General features: G+C 62.8%; 14 protein-coding genes. 9 read left to right on the top strand and 5 right to left on the bottom strand.

What is annotated here, in order from left to right; translation table 11 throughout:
• The first annotated feature begins 26 nt into the window (after positions 1–26).
• From J4G38_RS04500 to J4G38_RS04485, 4 genes are all read left to right on the top strand, one after another.
• Positions 27–647, top strand: coding sequence for a hypothetical protein (locus tag J4G38_RS04500; protein ID WP_210515172.1), 621 nt, complete (start codon positions 27–29; stop codon positions 645–647).
• A 92-nt stretch (positions 648–739) separates the two neighbouring features.
• Complete coding sequence (locus J4G38_RS04495; protein WP_210515175.1) at positions 740–1,360, top strand: DUF4920 domain-containing protein; 621 nt, start codon at positions 740–742, stop codon at positions 1,358–1,360.
• 141 nt (positions 1,361–1,501) lie between these two features.
• The gene (ligA, locus tag J4G38_RS04490; protein ID WP_210515178.1) at positions 1,502–3,610 is read left to right on the top strand and encodes an NAD-dependent DNA ligase LigA; all 2,109 of its coding nucleotides are present in this window, start codon (positions 1,502–1,504) and stop codon (positions 3,608–3,610) included.
• A 309-nt stretch (positions 3,611–3,919) separates the two neighbouring features.
• Positions 3,920–4,450 (top strand): hypothetical protein, encoded by a 531-nt coding sequence (locus J4G38_RS04485; protein ID WP_210515180.1) that lies wholly within the window; start codon positions 3,920–3,922, stop codon positions 4,448–4,450.
• Positions 4,451–4,627: 177 nt separating this feature from the next.
• On the opposite strand, the gene J4G38_RS04480 is transcribed toward J4G38_RS04485, so the two are convergent.
• A complete protein-coding gene (locus tag J4G38_RS04480; RefSeq protein ID WP_210515183.1) occupies positions 4,628–5,551 on the bottom strand; it encodes a polysaccharide deacetylase family protein in 924 nt (307 codons plus the stop codon).
• A gap of 133 nt (positions 5,552–5,684) precedes the next feature.
• On the opposite strand from J4G38_RS04480, the gene dapA reads away from it, so the two are divergent.
• Together dapA and J4G38_RS04470 are read left to right on the top strand one after the other, a co-directional pair.
• Positions 5,685–6,569 carry a 4-hydroxy-tetrahydrodipicolinate synthase gene (gene dapA, locus J4G38_RS04475; protein WP_210515186.1) on the top strand — a complete coding sequence of 295 codons (885 nt, stop codon included), beginning with the start codon at positions 5,685–5,687 and terminating at the stop codon, positions 6,567–6,569.
• 526 nt (positions 6,570–7,095) lie between these two features.
• Positions 7,096–8,862, top strand: coding sequence for an FG-GAP-like repeat-containing protein (locus tag J4G38_RS04470; RefSeq protein WP_210515188.1), 1,767 nt, complete (start codon positions 7,096–7,098; stop codon positions 8,860–8,862).
• Positions 8,863–8,874: 12 nt separating this feature from the next.
• On the opposite strand, the gene J4G38_RS04465 is transcribed toward J4G38_RS04470, so the two are convergent.
• From J4G38_RS04465 to J4G38_RS04455, 3 genes are all read right to left on the bottom strand, one after another.
• Complete coding sequence (locus tag J4G38_RS04465; RefSeq protein WP_210515191.1) at positions 8,875–10,230, bottom strand: O-antigen ligase family protein; 1,356 nt, start codon at positions 10,228–10,230, stop codon at positions 8,875–8,877.
• A gap of 238 nt (positions 10,231–10,468) precedes the next feature.
• Positions 10,469–11,212, bottom strand: a complete 744-nt coding sequence (locus J4G38_RS04460) for a (Fe-S)-binding protein (protein WP_210515193.1) — start codon at positions 11,210–11,212, stop codon at positions 10,469–10,471.
• A 12-nt stretch (positions 11,213–11,224) separates the two neighbouring features.
• The gene (locus tag J4G38_RS04455; RefSeq protein ID WP_210515195.1) at positions 11,225–12,076 is read right to left on the bottom strand and encodes a hydroxymethylglutaryl-CoA lyase; all 852 of its coding nucleotides are present in this window, start codon (positions 12,074–12,076) and stop codon (positions 11,225–11,227) included.
• A 213-nt stretch (positions 12,077–12,289) separates the two neighbouring features.
• On the opposite strand from J4G38_RS04455, the gene J4G38_RS04450 reads away from it, so the two are divergent.
• The 3 genes from J4G38_RS04450 (at position 12,290) to J4G38_RS04440 (ending at position 13,624) form a co-directional block, all read left to right on the top strand.
• The gene (locus J4G38_RS04450; RefSeq protein ID WP_210515197.1) at positions 12,290–12,541 is read left to right on the top strand and encodes a hypothetical protein; all 252 of its coding nucleotides are present in this window, start codon (positions 12,290–12,292) and stop codon (positions 12,539–12,541) included.
• Entirely contained in the window at positions 12,534–12,872 is a 339-nt protein-coding gene (locus J4G38_RS04445; protein WP_210515200.1) for a hypothetical protein, read from the top strand. Before J4G38_RS04450 ends, J4G38_RS04445 begins: the two co-directional genes overlap by 8 nt.
• Positions 12,873–12,970: 98 nt before the next feature.
• The gene (locus J4G38_RS04440; protein WP_210515203.1) at positions 12,971–13,624 is read left to right on the top strand and encodes a cytochrome c oxidase subunit 3; all 654 of its coding nucleotides are present in this window, start codon (positions 12,971–12,973) and stop codon (positions 13,622–13,624) included.
• Positions 13,625–13,768: 144 nt separating this feature from the next.
• On the opposite strand, the gene J4G38_RS04435 is transcribed toward J4G38_RS04440, so the two are convergent.
• The gene (locus J4G38_RS04435; protein WP_210515206.1) at positions 13,769–16,033 is read right to left on the bottom strand and encodes a gliding motility-associated C-terminal domain-containing protein; all 2,265 of its coding nucleotides are present in this window, start codon (positions 16,031–16,033) and stop codon (positions 13,769–13,771) included.
• Positions 16,034–16,182: the final 149 nt, after the last annotated feature.

Raw genomic sequence — 16,182 nt, 5'->3', positions numbered from 1 at the left:
ATTCCCTTTTGGGTCGCCAGCTATTTATGAAAACCCTGATAGTCCGACTTTCTGCCCTCTGCCTCACCGCCGCCACGCTTACCCTGGAACTCGCTTCCTGCGTGAGCACCGAGCGCGAAGTCAGCAACTCTACCGTCGACCCGCACGCCACCTACACGCCGCCGCCCGCCGGCTCCCGCGCCCGCATCGGCAACAAAACAGTGCTCAATACCGTGACGGCATCGCACTCCTTTTCCGACTCCAAAACCCAGGACCAGTTTGTGTTGCAGCTGCGTGGCCCGCGCGTGCTCACCTCCCAGGCCCACCTCATCATCATCAGCAGCAAAGGCGATACCCTGCGCCACGAGGTACTGCCTGCCCGCGCCCTCCTCAGCCACTCCGACCTTACCGATGCGCAGTCGGCCAGCGTGCGCGAGCAGGAAATTGCGATTCTACAGGGCATGAACAACTTCTTTGCCGATGGCCATTTCACCCAGCCGGCCATTCCGGCCGGGGCCGAGCAGCCCGCCGAAGTAGATTCCAAAACCTGGTCGGCCCTGCGCGATGACCCCGCCACGGTGGGGTTCGATTACCTGGGCGCCGGTGGTTCGGAGCGCCGGATGGCCTACATCCGCAAGCTGGGCCGGGCCGTGGATATCGCCCAGTAGGTTGCCGCGACTTTAAGAGGCAGGAGAAGGTCAAAAGCCCGATTCTTCGCCTGGTTCTTAATCTTTGAGTGTTATTCTCAACCTCCCAAGTCATGAAATTTATCCTCTCGTTTGTTGGTGTATTGGTCGCCATTCTGGTGCTGGTACGCTTCTTCCCTTCGGCCCCGATTAACCCCGTGCTGCCCGTGCCGCAAGGCCAGAAAGAGGTGAACGGCCACGATTCCAGCGTGCCCAAGGGCAGCGGGACCGGCAACGAATCGAACCAGGAAGAGGAGGAAGGCGAGGAGCGCCCCGGCAATACCAGCATTGCCCCCGTGGCCCCCGGCCAAACCTACGGCGCAGTCATCAGCCCCGACGGTGCCGTGCCCGTGAGCGCCCTCGGCGTGGCCCTGAATGCCCGCGATTCGGCCCAGGTGAAAGTAGCGGGCAAGGCCTCGGCCGTGTGCCAGGCCAAAGGCTGCTGGATGACGCTGCCCACCGCCGACGGCAAGGAAATGCGCGTCCGCTTCCGGGATTACGCGTTTTTCGTGCCGAAAGACCTCAGCGGCCACGACGTGGTGGTGAGTGGCTGGGCTTACCGCAGCACCGTGCCCAAAGCCGAGCTGCAGCACTACGCCAAAGACGCCGGCAAGTCGGACCAGGAGATTGCGGCCATCACGCAGGACGAGCAGCAGCTGACTTTTCTGGCCGACGGCGTTTTAGTACGGAATTAGTAGCACCTGAAAAAATCCGGACGTCATGCTGAGCTTGCCGAAGCATCTCCACCGCGCAACTAATTAGATTTAGTGTTGCGGTAGAGATGCTTCGGCAAGCTCAGCATGACGTTCCGTTTAACGCCCCACCGAACCACCTCCATGCCCGATTTTTCCGCCGTTCAGCACCGCATTCACGCCCTCACCGAGCGCCTGCACCACCTCAACCACCAATATTACCAGCTCGATATCTCGGAGATTCCGGACCAGGAATTCGACCAGCTGCTGGCCGAGCTGCAGCAGCTCGAAACCGAATACCCGGACCTGGTCCTGCCCAACTCGCCCACCCGCCGCGTGGGCGGCACCATCACCAAGCAGTTTCCCACGGCGGTGCATCGCTACCCCATGCTCAGCCTGGGCAATACCTACTCGGAAGACGACCTGCGGGAGTTTGATGAGCGGGTGCAGAAGGGCCTCGAAGGCGCGCTCTACGCCTACGTCTGCGAGCTGAAAATTGACGGCGTGGCCATGAGCCTCACCTACGAGCACGGCCAGCTGACCCAGGGCGTGACCCGCGGCGATGGCACCCGCGGTGACGTGGTGACGGCCAACGTACGCACCATCAAGACCCTGCCGCTGGCCCTGCGCCCCGGCCCCGACCAGCCCCTGGACTTCGAGGTGCGGGGTGAGGTATTTCTGCCGCTGCCCGTTTTTGCAGAGCTGAACACCGAGCGCGAGCAAAACGGCGAAGCCCTGCTGGCCAACCCGCGCAACGCCGCCAGCGGCACCCTCAAGCTGCAGAATTCGGCCCAGGTGGCTGCCCGCAAGCTGCGGTTTTACGCCTACTCGCTGCTCACGCCGGGCCGCCACTTCGCCAGCCACAGCGCCGCGCTGGAGGCCCTGACCCGCTACGGCCTGCCGGTGTCGGACACTTGGCGGCGGGCGACCAGCATCACCGAAGTGTTGGATTTTGTGCACTACTGGGCCAAAAAACGCTTCGACCTGCCCGTGGCCACCGATGGCATCGTCATCAAAGTGGATAATTTGCGGCAGCAGGACCAGCTGGGCTACACCGCCAAAAGCCCGCGTTGGGCCATTGCCTACAAGTACCCGGCCGAGGCCGCCCGCACCCGCCTCAATGAAGTTATCTACAACGTGGGCCGCACCGGGGCCGTGACGCCGGTGGCCCTGCTCACGCCCGTGCCCCTGGCCGGCACCGTGGTGAAGCGCGCCACCCTGCACAACGCCAACCAGATAGAAGCCCTGGACCTGCGCCTCGGCGACTTGGTGTACGTGGAGAAAGGCGGCGAAATCATTCCCAAAATCACCGGGGTGGACCTGAGCGCCCGCCCGGTCCACGCCGTGCCCATTCGCTTTCCCACGGAGTGCCCGGCCTGCGGTACGCCGCTGGTCCGCCCCGAAGGCGAGGCCCATTTCCGCTGCCCCAACGAGCGGGGCTGCCCGCCCCAGCTCAAGGCCCGCCTGGAGCATTATGTGTCGCGCAAAGCCTTGAACATCGACGGCCTGGGGGCTGAAACCGTGGGCCGCTTCTTCGACTTAAACATGGTGACGACGCCCGCCGACATCTACGACCTGCCGGCCCGCCGCCCCGAGCTGGTGACGCTGGAGCGCCTCGGCCAAAAGAGCATCGACAACCTCATTGCCGGCATCGAGGTCAGCAAGCAGGTGCCGTTTCCGCGCGTGCTGTTTGGGCTGGGCATCCGCTACGTGGGCGAAACGGTGGCCCAGAAGCTGGCGGCGCACTACCGCAGCATCGAGGCAATTATGGCAGCTTCGGCCGAAGAAATGGCGGCCGTGCCCGAAGTGGGCGGCGTGATTGCCGTGGCTGCGGCCTATTGGTTTCAGCAGCCCGAAAACCGTGCGCTGGTGGAGCGGCTGCGCCAGGCCGGCGTGCAGCTGGCCGTAACCGGCGAGGCCCCGGTGCCGGCTTCCGACCGGCTAGCGGGCCTCACGTTCGTTCTGTCCGGCGTATTCGAGCAGCACAGCCGCGACGAGCTGCAGCAGCTCATTATCTCCAACGGTGGCAAAATTACGGGGTCTATCAGCAAGAAGCTGAGCTACCTCGTGGCCGGCGACAACATGGGCCCCGCCAAGCGCGAAAAGGCCCTGGGCTTCAAAGTACCCATCATTTCGGAAACCGACCTGATGGCCTTGTTGCCCACTGCCACCGAAGCGCCCGAGGTTAGGGATTCTGCCGCTGAAAACCCGGTTGTTCCGGCTGGGCCGGGCCAGCAGGGGTCGTTATTTTAAGTGCATTCGGGCCTTATTTCCAGGCATTGCCTCGTGGCTTGACCACGAAATCGCGGTAAGGGGACTCGGTTTCGGTCGTTTCCGAACGCCGCAACAAAAACGGGGTGGAATTGATAAGATTGTACTGAGCTGATGATGCACTAAAATGTGCCCTCAGCTCCTGTTTGGTGGCATTGCCCGCGGGCTAGTGGAAGGCAACTTCATTAGCCCGCGGATAACTTCTATACCAATCTTTAAATTGGGGTTTATATCCGGCTGCATTTTTGTCTATCGACTGAAATACCGACCTTTGACCTCTATTTCCCACCCATGCGAATTCTTGTTATCCTGCTGCTGCTCCTTTGGCAAGGAGCGGCGGCGCCGTCATTGCGAGCCCAGTGCCTGGGGCTGTCGGACCTGCTGGCCATTGGGACCGAGCCGACGGCTTTGACCACGCCGCAGGTCGTGACTGCGCACCTCACCTTCGAATGGACCTTTACTGGTCCCACGGCTGCTTTGCGCGAGACGTTTTGGACCGTGCCCGCGCCGGACGGCGGCTCCCTGCCACCCGCCCGGCTCACGTTGCGGCCGCAGCGCCCCGGCCAGGACGTGGTGCTCAAAACCACCCAGGCCAACTGCGTGCGCGAGTTGACCCGGGAGCTCAAAAGCCGCAAGCTCACCGCCCAGCCCGTGACGTGCCCCAGCTGTGAGGCCATCCGGTTCCAGGGCGTCGGTTTCGAGGCCACGATTTACAGCAAGATGAAGGGTGACTACCCTTACGTGGTGGTGGTGCACCAGGTACCGGCCAGCATCAGCCCCCCAGCCGCTGCCAACGGGCCTGCGGGTGTGAAAACCCCCTGATGCGGTCCCGGTACGAATAATTTCCGGAGTTACTGACCGATACAAAAAAGCCCCGTCAACTGCTGACGGGGCTTTTTTTGACGGTCAGCCGGGTCCTTCGTTATTAGTTGCTTGTTGTTCGTTGTCAGCGCTCTAACAACAGACAACGAACAACAAGCAACTAATAACGAAGGCTACCTAGAACGACTGCACGATGCTGGTGTGCAGGGTGCGGGGCGTCCAGTAGCCGCTGGCGATGATGCGGCGGATGGTGAACAGCGGGTCGTTCTGGTCGCGCTTCTCGGCCAATGAGAAGGCGGCTACGAAGCCGCGCTTCTTCAGCTCCGGGAAGGCCTGCTCGTTCCAGAGGCCGAAGGGGTAGGCGAAGTAGTTGATTTTTTTGCCGGTGATGTCCTCCAGCGTTTTGGTGGGCTTGTCGATTTGCGTTACCCAGTCCTGGCCCTGGTATTTCTTCACGTTGTGGTGGTCCCAGGTGTGCGAGCCGATGATGTTGCCTTCGTCGGAAAGCTGCTTCACCATGGCTTTGGTCATGTAGTGGGGGCGGCCCAGGCTCACGGTCATCACGAAGTACATGGCCTTGTAGCCGTACTTCTCCAGCTCGGGGCGGGCGATGGTGAACTGGTCAAGGTCGGTGTCATCAAACGTGAGCATGATGGGCTTGGCCGGCAGCTTGGCGCCGGTGGTCATGTAGGCGTAAAGCTGGTCGGGCGAGACGGTGTGGTAGCCTGAATCGGCCAGCATCTTGATGTGGGCCTTGAACGTGGCGATGGGCGTGATGTAGTCCTTGGCGTTCTTGGAGTCCCGGGCCGTCCAGTCCCGAATCTGGTGGTAGCAGAGGATGGGCACCTGCGGCCGGGCCAGGATGGCGGCGGCATCGCCGGATTTGGCGGCCGGGATGGTGCCGGGGGCGGGGGCGGGTGTGGCGTTGGCCTCGTCGGCGGCCGTGGCCTTGGTCCCGGAGGTTTCGGCGGCGGCCGGGTCGATGTTTTCGGCTTTTACGGAGGCGGTGCTGGTGGCGGCTTCGCCGGTGGTGGCGGTTTTGGAGTCGCAGGCGGCCACGGCGAGGGCTGCCAGCAGGAGGGAAGCGGAAGTAAATTTCATGAAAAAGCGGGGGAAGCCGGGCTTCGCAACCAAAAGGGAAGGGGGGTGAATATCGTAAACCAAGGCAAATGCCGCACAAAGGGCCGCATTGCGCTACTTTTGCGCCCACAAAACTAACCCGCAAACCCTCGGCATGAACAATTCTGGCTCCCGTCTTCCCGCGTTTCACGGCACTGGCGTGGCCCTGGTCACCCCGTTCACCGCCGCGTTTGCGGTGGACTACGACGGCTGGCGCCGCCTGCTGGATTTCTGCATCGATGGCGGCGTCGAATACCTCGTCATCAACGGCACCACCGGCGAGTCGCCCACCACCTCCGCCGCCGAGAAAGCCGAGCTGTTGCGCGTGGCCAAAGAGCACGTGGCCGGCCGCGTGCCGCTGGTCTACGGCATCGGCAGCAACGACACGGCCGCCGCCGAAGAGCTGTTCCACACCACCGACCTGCACGGCGTGGCCGCCGTGCTCTCGGCCAGCCCCGCCTACAACAAGCCCAGCCAGGCCGGCCTCATCGCCCACTACCACCGCCTGGCCGAGGCCAGCCCCGTGCCGATTATTCTGTACAACGTGCCCGGCCGCACGGCGTCCAACCTCACCGCCGAAACCACGCTGCGGCTGGCCCAGCACCCCAACATCATCGGCATCAAGGAAGCCAGCGGCCTCATGGAGCAGTGCCTGACCATCGCGGCCCACAAGCCAAAAGATTTCCTGCTGCTCTCGGGCGATGACCTGCTCACGCCCGCGCTCATTGCCTGCGGCGCCGAGGGCATCATTTCCGTCATGGCCAATGCCTTTCCCAAGCGCTTCGCCGAGCTGACCCGCGCCGCCCTGGCCGACGACTTTGCCACGGCCCGCGACATCCTGTTCCGCCTGCTGCCCCTCAACCCGCTGATGTATGAGGAAAGCAATCCCGTGGGCGTAAAAGCCGCTCTGGAGGCCCTGGGCGTGTGCGGGGCCGCCGTGCGCCTGCCGCTGCTGGAGGCCACCGGCGGGCTGAAGGACCGGATTCGGCGGGCGCTGTAGGGGCTGGTAGGGCCGGTTTTAGGGTGATACTCCGTGGTTGCGATACAAGGAGATGCCCAGTTATGCCCAGCCACATGGTGTTGCGATACGGCGGGGTATGAGTTTATGCCCAGCCACACAATGTTACTATACGTATGGGTGCGGGATAGCGGCCAGCCACACGGTGTTACTGTACATACCGGTGCGGGATAGTGCTCAACACGCATGCGTTGCGGTACATGCCAATGTAATTTATGCCCAACGCAAAAGCGTTGCTATACAGACTGGGCCCGTTGGGGTATAACCACTTCCGGGTGCTATACAAGGTGCGGCCCGGAACAACTTGCACCCAGCAGGATTCCCTGCTGCGCGGCCGGCAACCGCGCCGCCGTGCGCCTGCCGTTGCCGGAGGCCACCGGGCGGGCTGAAGGACTGGATTTGGAAGGCGAGGAGAAGCACGCAGGAGCGGAAAACGGCTAAAATCAACAGGGGCTATATTATATTGTGAGCTACATTGCGCACGTCATTCGTTTTTCTTCCCAATCATATGAACTCAGGCGTACTGCTTGGTCGCTCCGGCGGCATTACCATTCTGTTATTACTGGGCGTCACCGCGGCCCTGGCCCAGCCCACGGTCACGGCCATTTCGCCCGCTCCCAACCTGCGCAACGCCCCGCGCACCAGCCCCGTGACCGTCACGTTCAGCCAGCCGCTGGATGCGGCCAGTACCACGGGATTGAAGGTGTTTGGCGCGCAGCGGGGCGGCTTGCGCACGGGCCGGACAGGCACCGCGACGGTGAGCGGCAATACGCTCACCTTCACGCCCAGCTACCCCTATCAGGCGGGCGAAACCGTGCACGCCACCCTGACCACCGCTGCCCGGAATGCCAGCGGCCAGCCCCTGGCCCAGTCCCGCGTGTTCGACTTTGTGGCCGCGGCGACGGGGGGCACTGGGGCCTTTGGGGCCGGGAGTGATGTTGCGGTGGGCTATGTTGGGCTTAGCGACCTGACCATGGTCGACCTGGACAATGACGGGGACCTTGACTTGCTGCAATACGAGGGGAGCAGGTATTCCGGAAGTGCCAGCCAGGGCTCCGGGATTTATCGCTATCTCAATGATGGTACCGGCACTTTTACCCGCTTGTCCGCTGCCGTTGATAGTCCAGACCTTGGAACGTCGTTCAGTTCAATTGCCACGGCAGACCTTGATGGGGATGGGGACCTCGACGTCGCGTACGGTAAAAATGGCGGGGCGGGATTTGGTTTGAACGACGGGAATGGCAACTTCACCGCGGGGGGAGGCAGCATCTTAAACGGGGTTAGTCAGGGGGTTCCGCACACTGCTCGCGTGGCGCTGGTGGACGTGGACGGCGACGGCGACCAGGACCTGATAACGCAATTTCCAGGCTTTAAGCTGGACGTATTATTCAACAACGGCACCGGCGCGTTCTCCAATGGCATAACCGTGGCGGGCGGCTCGGTTGGCAGTGGTGCCGTGGTGCCAGCTGACGTTGATAATGATGGGGATATGGACCTGCTTAGTCCTGATTACCCCAACACCAAAGTGCTGCTTAATAATGGACAAGGGGTGTTTTCCTTGGGAGGAACTGTTGCGGCGGCGGTGGTGGGATTGTCAGCGGGAGATATTGATGGTGACAACGACGTTGATTTTGTTGCCTTGGACAATGCCACGTACAACGTGGTGGTGGGGGTAAACAACGGAACGGGCGGTTTCGCAACCACAACGATACCGGGGACTGGCGGATTGGGAAAGGCAAACCTGGCCGACGTCGATGCCGACGGCGACCTGGATATTCTGGCAACCAGCAGCCTGGGGGTGATTGTGCTGCTCAATGATGGCAGCGGCACTTTTACTCCCGGTACCACCCTCGCTTTGGCTGCCCAGGGCCCAGCCGCCTTGACGGCAGGTGATATTGACCAGGATGGCGACCTGGATTTGATTACGGCGACTATTCCCGCCAGCGGTACCGGGGCGTCGAGCTCCCTCAATATTCGCCTCAACCAGAACCGTCCCTTGGCTACCCAACCCAGCGCGCTGGCGGCTCAGGTGAGCATTTTTCCCAACCCGGCCCACCAGCGATTCGCAGTAAACCTGCCGGCTGTGCCGGGTGCGGCCGCGGCTACGCTCACGCTGCGCAACGCCGTGGGCCAGCTTGTGCTGCGCCAACTCGTGCCGTTGCAACCGGCCGGCACCCGCGCGGAATTCGACGCGGGCGGGTGCCGGCCGGGGCTGTACCTGCTGGGCGTGCGGGCCGGCACCGAAACCTTCACCAAGCGCCTCATGCTGGAATAATCGGCGCCGGGTTCAGGCTGGCCGTTGCGGAACCGTGGTGAGTGCCGTCGGATTGGAGTTGACCCCAACTGCGGCTGGGGCAGGTTTTGAATTGGAAAAAGCATTTTCCCTGGTGCTCTCTAACGCAGAGCCAGCTCGCCAATGCCGCTCCTCCGCCACCACCAGATAGCCGTAGCAAAATACGAACAGGTTGAGCCCGATTTGCAGGTCCAGCGGCGCATCAACCAGCATGAGCGTGGCCTGGCTGAGGATAAAGAAGCCCACGGCCGCGTTGCGCCGCGCCCACGCTTGGGTGAGGGGCCAGAACAGCACCGCCAGCAGCAGCGTCAATCCCACGGCGCCGCCGCCCAGCAGGGCTTGCAGGTACTGGTTGTGCACCTCGATGCGGTTGGCGGACCGCAGCCCAAAGTCTTTCCAGGCGTACTGGTCCATCATGGCGGCGCGGGTATCGGCCGGGCCCACGCCCAGCAGCCAGTGCTGGCCCACGATGGCCCCGGCCGTTTCCATGGCGGCCAGCCGTTGGGCCAATGAATAATCGTTGATGTCGTGGCCGAGGGTGAATTGCTGCACGTCCCACACGGTGGAATCGACGCGCTTATGCACCGATTGCAGCGTGTGGTACGCGGCCCAAGGCCCCAGCCCCAGCAGCACAAGCAGCCCAAACCCGATGGCCAACCGTTTGCCCGCCAGCAGCCGCACGGCGTATGCCAGCAGGCCGGTGTAGAGCACCAGCAGCCCCGTTCGGTACGCCAGCACGTGAATGGTGCCGGCCGCCACCACGGCCGCCGCCAGCAGCAAAGCCCGCAGCAGCGGCCCCATCAGGGCATTGCGCCGCAGCAGCAGCCCCCAAAAGAAGGCCAGCGCCAGCATCACCCCGAACGTGATGTGGAACACGCGGGTGATGGCCTGCATGTTCTGCCCCACATGAATGGCCTGGTTGGCCTGGGCGGGGTTCAGTGCGTACTGGCCCAGCGTGGCCAGGCCCACGGCCGCCGTGCCCAGCACGAATAGGGCGCCCACCACCAGCCGCTGCCGGGCCGTGAGGGGCACCGCCAGCCCGAACGCCAGCGGCACGCCCAGCCAGGTCAGGTCGCGGAATAGCTCGTGCCGCCAGATGGCCCGTTCACTGGTGTAAAAGCCGCTCAGGAGCAAAAACACAACCACGGCGCCCGCCCGCATGGCCGCCCCGTTGCGGAGGTAGTCCGGAATTTCGCGCCGTACCTGCGGGTTGGCCAGCGCGGCTACCACGCCCACAATGGGCGCGATGGCCACCAGCGCCCGCGCCGCCAGCAGCCCCACTACGCCGGCCACGCAAGCCAGCCACAACAGGTGCTGCGAGAGCCGACCGGATAAATAATACTGCTGCACGGAAAGTCTTTTATTTTATGATGGACGTCACGCAGAAGAACGTCAGGGCAGAAGAACATCAGCACAAGAACGTCAGGGCAGAAGTCAGGACAGAAGAACGTCATGCTGAGCTTGCCGAAGCATCTCTACCGCTTTGTTGCAGCCACACTGAATTAGTATTGAGGTAGAGATGCTTCGGCAAGCTCAGCATGACGTTCTTCTGCTCACTGCTCACTGCTCACTGCTCACTGCTCACTGCTCACCAACCGCTGGCCAGTACATCGGCCACGTGCAGGCACTTCAGCGGCAGCTTTTCCTTCTTGATGTAGGATTCCAGGTGCATCAGGCAGCTCACGTCGGTGCTCACAATGTACTCGGCGCCGGTGTCGAGGGCGTGCTCAACTTTCTGCTGGGCCATGGCCACTGAAATGGCTTCGAACTTCACGGCAAAGGTGCCCCCAAAGCCGCAGCAAGTGGTGGTTTCGGCCATTTCGATGCGCTCCAACCCGGCCACGCCGTCGAGCAGCTGGCGCGGTTCGGCCCGGATGTGGCACTCGCGCAGGCCGGAGCAGGAGTCGTGGTAGGTGTATTTGCCCGCCAGCCGCGCCCCCGGAATGGCCGTGATGCCGAGCACATTTACCAAAAACTCGGTCAGCTCGTAGATGCGGCCCTGCACGGCCCGGCAGGCACCCTGCTGCGCCGTGCCGGCGAATAAGTCGGTGTAGCTGTTGCGCACCATGCCCACGCACGACGCCGAGGGACTCACGATGTAGCGGGTTTCATTGGATGCCGGCGCGGCAAAATCCGTCAGGAATTTCTCGGCCACGGAGCGGCTTTGGTCCTGGTAGCCGGCGTTGTAGGCGGGCTGGCCGCAGCAGGTCTGGTCGGGGTTGTAATTGACTTTCACGCCGACACGTTCCAGCACCTTCACCATGTGCATGGCCGTGGCGGGGTAGAGCTGGTCAACGAAGCAGGGAATGAAAATATCGACGGTGGTAGGCATCGTGTGAAGGTATTAATGCAAAGCAAATACTCTGGTTGCGGCTTCCCGCGCCCGGGCAAATGCGGTTGGGTCCAGCCCCGAATCTAGCCCCTTTTCAGCGAGAAATGCCAACAGATTTTCCGTGGCCATATTGCCCGTCAGCTCATCAGCCGCCATGGGGCAGCCCCCGATGCCGCCAATGGCCCCATCGAAGCGCCGGCAGCCGGCTTCGTAGGCAGCGGCTACTTTCTCGTGCCAGGTGGTGGGCGTGGTGTGCAGATGCGCCCCGAATTCGATGGCCGGGAACGCCGGAATCAGCGCTGAAAACAGGGGCGCGATGGTGGCCGCCGAAGAGGCCCCCACGGTATCAGAAAGCGCCACGATGCGGACCCCCAGCGCCGCCAGCTGCTGGGTGAAATCAGTTACAATTTCCGGGCTCCAGGCATCGCCATAAGGGTTGCCGAAGCCCATTGACAGGTACGCCACCAGGGTTTTGCCGGTGCGCTCGCAGAGCTCGTGCATGGCGGCCACATCGGCCAGGGCCTCGGCGGTGGTTTGGTTGGTGTTGCGCCGCTGGAAGGTTTCGGACACCGACAGCGGGAACCCCAGGTAGCTGATTTCGGGGTGCTGGACGGCGGTTTCGGCCCCGCGCCGGTTGGCCACAATGGCCAGCAGCTTGGTGGTAGTCGTGCTTAAATCCAGGCCGGCCAGCACCTCGGCCGTATCGCGCAGCTGCGGAATGGCCTTCGGCGACACGAAGGAGCCGAAGTCCAGGGTATCGAAACCAACTTGCAGCAGTTTATTCAGATAAGCGGTTTTGGTGGCGGTCGGGATAAAATCGGGCAGGCCCTGCATGGCGTCGCGGGGGCATTCAATGAGCTTCATGGCGGGAGAGGTCGGGGCGGGATGGGCGCGTAAAGGTAGCAGCCCGGCCCACTGCCGGCGACTGGTGGCCACGGACGCTCCTGCCCCGATGGCCGGGCCCCACAACCTCAGCCACGGCATTGCGTTAGCAGGGGCAGGGTCGTACTTTGCGGCCTTTCCGGAGGCTGGGCCGATGCCCACCAGCCTCCCATTGCTTCAACTTCACCAATACCCATGGCTGATTCTTCTTCCTCCAACTGGGCCGATATGGCCGCCTCGCTGCTCGGCAAGCTTTCGGGCGGCGTAGAGCTCAGCTGCGCTTTCGACCAGATTGAGCTGCAGGTGCCCAACCCGCAGAACCCCAACGCCCCCGCCGCTACCTGGAAGCTGAACGGCTCGCTCCGCATCCGGACCCGTGGCGACCAGTCGGCCAGCCCCGCTACTGCACCCCAACTGCCGCCCAGCCGCCCCGAAACCGGTGCCTAATACCCTCGAAATTGAGGCCCAGCTGGTTATCACCTGGAACGGGCATGCCCTGCAGCTGGCCGCCGCCGGCACCTACCTCATCCTGAATATTCCCAGTCAGCAGGTGCTCGACCAGCTCACCGCGGGTCCGCCCAAAGCTCACGGCGCGCCCAAAACGCCCAAGCCCGCCGGCCCCGACCCGTTGCAGCAAATCAACGACCTGGCGCGCCAGCTGGGCTGGGTCCTCGACTTGCGCGTGGGGGGCAAAACCTACGTCACCTTTGGCGTGCAGCGCACCCCCAAAATCACCCTCAACGCCGTGCTGGGCAAAATTGGCTCGTTCTTTAAATAAGGCCGTTTCTGCCCCTACATTATCTTGTCAATTCGGGCGGGTTTGCAACTAATTTCAATCGCATTAGTTTGGAGAAGTACACTTCTTAGTGTAGCCCGATGAACTCCGAAAACGACCATAAAAACCGCGTTGGGGCGCAGCAGCGCCCCTCACCATTTGCCCGCATCGAGCGGATGCCGCCGCTGCAGGTGGCACTCTATCTGGCGATGCTTGCCATCACGGTGATGTTCGTGATTTTGGTGGTGGCCTACATCGCTACCCGGGTTCGGAACGGCGTGCCGACGGGCCTGCACTCGCTGCCGCGCTACTTTTCGCTCAGCACCATCGTGCTGGTGGTCAGCAGCTACACCATTGGGCAGGCCCCGCGCCTATATGCGCAGGACGACCTGAGCAGCCTCGGGCGCTGCCTGGGGGCCACGCTGCTGCTGGGCTGCATATTTGCGGGCCTGCAGGTGCTGGGCTGGCGCGAGCTGATGTCGCAGGGTGTGCCGTTTCGGGGCGTTGCCAGCCGGAGCAGTGGCCAGTTTATCTACCTGATATCGGCGCTGCACGTGGTGCATTTGTTGGGCGGGATGCTGTTTCTGCTGGCTCTGCTGCTGCGCGTGGTACACGCCGACCGCGACGCCGTGCGCTCGCTCGTGTTCATCCGCAACCCCTATCACCGCCGCCAGCTGCGGATGCTGGGCACGTATTGGCACTTCATCGACGTGCTGTGGGTGGCCCTTTTTGCCGTGTTCCTGTTCCTGTATTAGGAAATCCTGAAAGTCACAAAAAATGCCGCCGGAATGCTCCGGCGGCATTTTTTGTATAAGCTGTGTAGTGGTCAGTTGCTCGTTGTCAGTGAGTCGATAAGCGTTTGACTAACAATCAACAGCTACTAACCACCAACGCAGGCGCTACGGAATTACTTCCAGCCACCCCCGGTATTTGCGGCCGTCGGTGTAGGTGACGTAGTAGTAGTACAGGCCGCCGCTGCCCTGGCCGGGCCAACGGAAGTCGCGGTCATTCGATTCAAAAACCTGCTGGCCCCAGCGGGAGAATATCCTGATGGTGGCAAACTGCGCGTCGCAGAAGTTCGGCGGCAGGTCGGGTAGTTTGAAGACGTCGTTGTAGTTGTCGTTATTCGGCGTGATAACGTTGTAGAGCTTCACGGCCACCGAATCGGGGCTCTTCACCTGTAGGCGCACGCGCTGGAGCTGAGGGAGGGGCTTGCAGGTGGCATCCACCAGCTGGAAAGTCACGATAAGGTCGCGGTGCAGGTTGGCCGCGGCGCAGCTCACATCCCAGCGGAAAGTGCCCGTGGCCACACCAGTGCCGTTCAGGGCATCGAAGCGCATGCCAGCCGTGGCCAGGTCGAAGCCCTCCAAGCCATCGGCCGAGCTGCCGGAAGCCGTGAGGGTCAGGCCGTCGCGGTCGATATCCGCCCCGGTAAATGTGGCGGTGTACACCTGGCCCAGCGGGAGCTTCACCAACGGAATTTCGGTGGGCCGGGCCGTCGGCAGGGTGGAAGCCAGCGTGGGCGGATGGTTGTTGTAAACCACAATCACGGGCACCGAAACCGTGACTGCCTGGCGCAGGCCACACGGCGAAGTGGCGGCGGTAAATTGAAAATTGCGCACCGAATCCGTGCCAACTGCCCGGCAGTCGACGCGCCACGTGAAGCGGCCCCGTTGCTGATTGCCGGTGGTGCCCTGCGACAGCGTGGCCCCCACCGCGGCGGGACTGAAGCCCAGCCCGCTCATTTCCAGCTGAATTGGGTCGTTGTCGGAATCGGTGGCCGTGACGTCGAAGGCCACCAAGTCGCCCACGTGCACACGCAGCGGCAACGCCGGGCCCGCCGTGGTCACGATAACGGGCGGGGTATTGGGCGCCGGCACCGCCGTGAAAGCCACCCGCACCGTGTCGCGCTTGGGCAGGCTGCAGCCATCGTCGCCCACCACCACATCCAGCAGGTACACACCGCCGCGCGTGTTGATGCAGTCCGGGAAGCAGAGCGTGGCCGTGAGGGTATCGGGGGCGCCGGGGCTGTGCACGGCCCCGCTGGTAGCGGTGGTGAAATTGGGCAGCAAGCCCGTGAAATTGACCGGGCTGAGCGACAGCGTCAGCCGCGAGTTGGGGTCGGGGTCGGTGAAGCGCAGGCGCACGCAGCGGTTGCCGCCCGGCACCAGGTGCAGCGTGTCGCGGCCGGGGTGGTACGGCACGTGGCCGGTAGGGGCGGGCAGCAGCACCACGCTCGGCCTGGTGTTGATGGGGCAATTCAGGGTCATCAACTGAAAATCGCGGCGCGACTCGCCGATTTTTACGCCCCGGCGGTACTCCGAGCAGCGCACCCCGAACACGAACAGGCCCACGTTGATGGGGCGCACCGTGAGGCGGCCCGTGGCCCGGTTAATGCTCAGGGTGGGCGCACCAGGAATCTGGTTGAGGGTTCCCAGGCCGGGGTTCCAGGTAATAAGCGAGTAGGGCGCGGGCGCGGCCGCAGCGGGCTTAGGCGTAATGGCATCAGAATGCCCGTTGAGCGGCGTCACCAGGTCGTAGACCAGGGAATCACCGTCGGCATCCTGGCCCCCGAAGTCGTAGTAGAACAGTTCGTTGCGGCACGCATAATCCGCCAGTGGCGGAAAAATGCGGGGCGTGGAGTCGTAAAACGGCTGGCCATTGCGCACCACCGCCGGAAACTCCAGGTAGAAAGTCTGGGCGGCGCTGCCCGGCGCCACAATGTTACTGATGGAATTGTTGCGGCAGCAGCGCTCCACCGCCACGTAGTAGCCCTGGACGCTGGTGTAGGCATTGGCTGGCAGATTTATCAGCTTGCTGTACACCAGCTTGCGGGTGCTGAGCGTGGGCTGGGCACAGGCCGGGTTGGTGTAATTGACGAAGGTATTGCTGGTGAGTGGCAGCACCACGTTCATCATGCGGGTGTTGTTGCCTTTGTCGAAAATGCTGGCCGTCAGGTCCGCATCCAGGGCGCCGGGGCTGCCGTTCACGGCATCAAAATACAGGTTAAGTAGCAGAGTGTAAGAATCGCCGGAATTGTGCACCAGCTCCATTTCGCCGCCCACAATGTGGGTAGCCCGCGCCGGACTGGCTGATAGCCAACTGCCTAAAAACAGCAGAAAAGCCGACCATGCCGAACCGGGCAAATATTGGCGGAATGACATGGGGTAGCGGAATAAGCGTAGAAAATCCAGATTAAGCCGAAATATACGCTCGCACCGGCCAACATTTGACCCCAGAGAAGCGTTTGCGGAAAACGGCTTGCCCAGCGGGCCGGGAGCAGGCTTTTTGAGCCATCCGGCGTACCTTCGAC

Origin of the sequence: Hymenobacter terricola (assembly GCF_017921975.2) — a bacterium.
Classification (GTDB): Bacteria; Bacteroidota; Bacteroidia; order Cytophagales; family Hymenobacteraceae; genus Hymenobacter; species Hymenobacter terricola.
The sequence above is the reverse complement of the archived record's forward strand: the minus strand, read 5'-3'. Positions and strand labels throughout refer to the sequence as shown.

Bases quoted from the DNA above. Each gene is read 5' to 3' on its own strand.
- J4G38_RS04435 (WP_210515206.1), bottom strand. From the start codon at position 16,033: ATGTCATTCCGCCAATATTTGCCCGGTTCGGCATGGTCGGCTTTTCTG.
- ligA (WP_210515178.1), top strand. From the start codon at position 1,502: ATGCCCGATTTTTCCGCCGTTCAGCACCGCATTCACGCCCTCACCGAG.
- J4G38_RS04440 (WP_210515203.1), top strand. From the start codon at position 12,971: ATGAACTCCGAAAACGACCATAAAAACCGCGTTGGGGCGCAGCAGCGC.
- J4G38_RS04500 (WP_210515172.1), top strand. From the start codon at position 27: ATGAAAACCCTGATAGTCCGACTTTCTGCCCTCTGCCTCACCGCCGCC.
- J4G38_RS04480 (WP_210515183.1), bottom strand. From the start codon at position 5,551: ATGAAATTTACTTCCGCTTCCCTCCTGCTGGCAGCCCTCGCCGTGGCC.
- J4G38_RS04470 (WP_210515188.1), top strand. From the start codon at position 7,096: ATGAACTCAGGCGTACTGCTTGGTCGCTCCGGCGGCATTACCATTCTG.
- J4G38_RS04455 (WP_210515195.1), bottom strand. From the start codon at position 12,076: ATGAAGCTCATTGAATGCCCCCGCGACGCCATGCAGGGCCTGCCCGAT.
- dapA (WP_210515186.1), top strand. From the start codon at position 5,685: ATGAACAATTCTGGCTCCCGTCTTCCCGCGTTTCACGGCACTGGCGTG.
- J4G38_RS04460 (WP_210515193.1), bottom strand. From the start codon at position 11,212: ATGCCTACCACCGTCGATATTTTCATTCCCTGCTTCGTTGACCAGCTC.
- J4G38_RS04485 (WP_210515180.1), top strand. From the start codon at position 3,920: ATGCGAATTCTTGTTATCCTGCTGCTGCTCCTTTGGCAAGGAGCGGCG.
- J4G38_RS04495 (WP_210515175.1), top strand. From the start codon at position 740: ATGAAATTTATCCTCTCGTTTGTTGGTGTATTGGTCGCCATTCTGGTG.
- J4G38_RS04450 (WP_210515197.1), top strand. From the start codon at position 12,290: ATGGCTGATTCTTCTTCCTCCAACTGGGCCGATATGGCCGCCTCGCTG.